This window comes from Nocardioides sp. (assembly GCF_004803405.1).
Taxonomy (GTDB): Bacteria; Actinomycetota; Actinomycetes; order Propionibacteriales; family Nocardioidaceae; genus Nocardioides; species Nocardioides vastitatis.
In genome coordinates, this window is record NZ_SSXI01000274.1 from 1 (window position 1) to 998 (window position 998).

General features: G+C 55.5%; 1 rRNA gene. It reads right to left on the reverse strand.

Going from position 1 to position 998, the window contains the following annotated elements:
* Window positions 1-904 (reverse strand): 23S ribosomal RNA (locus E7Z54_RS19585); the annotation flags it as partial.
* Between the last annotated feature and the right edge of the window lie 94 nt (window positions 905-998).

Below are 998 nucleotides of genomic sequence, written 5' to 3' on the forward strand. Positions count from 1 at the left end.
AGAACCAGCTATCACGGAGTTTGATTGGCCTTTCACCCCTATCCACAGGTCATCCCCTCCATTTTCAACTGAAGTGGGTTCGGTCCTCCACGCCGTCTTACCGGCGCTTCAACCTGCCCATGGATAGATCACTCCGCTTCGGGTCTTGATCGTGCGACTCAACCGCCCTATTAGGACTCGCTTTCGCTACGGCTTCCCCACACGGGTTAACCTCGCCACACAACGCAAACTCGCAGGCTCATTCTTCAAAAGGCACGCTGTCACCCACACAAGGTGAGCTCCAACGGATTGTAGGCACATGGTTTCAGGTACTATTTCACTCCCCGCCAGGGGTACTTTTCACCTTTCCCTCACGGTACTGGTCCGCTATCGGTCATCGAGGAGTATTTAGGCTTAACGGGTGGTCCCGCCAGATTCACACACCATTCCAGGAGTGGCGTGTTACTTGGGAGGTGTCGAACACAGCCGCACATTGTCGTCTACGGGGCTATCACCCGCTCCGGCACCGCTTTCCAACGGACTTCGACCTCACATACGGTTTCTGACTGTGCGCCACACCGGCAGATGCAGCAACGACACTCCCACGACCCCCACTCCGCAACCCCTGCCGGGTATCACACGAAGTAGGTTTAGCCTCATCCGATTTCGCTCGCCACTACTCTCGGAATCACGGTTGTTTTCTCTTCCTGTGGGTACTGAGATGTTTCACTTCCCCACGTTCCCTCCACACACCCTATTTCATTCAGGTGCAGGTAACTGGACATAACTCCAGCTGGGTTTCCCCATTCGGACATCCCCGGATCAACGCTCGGTTGCCAACTCCCCAGGGCATTTCGCAGGCTCCCACGTCCTTCATCGGCTCTCGATGCCAAGGCATCCACCATGTGCCCTTAATAACTTGCCCACAACAAACCACCAACACACACAACAAAACCCCCGAACAAACCCCTCTGATGAGGAACCTCGCTCGAGACACCGTCGTGAAGCATCAACAGCCC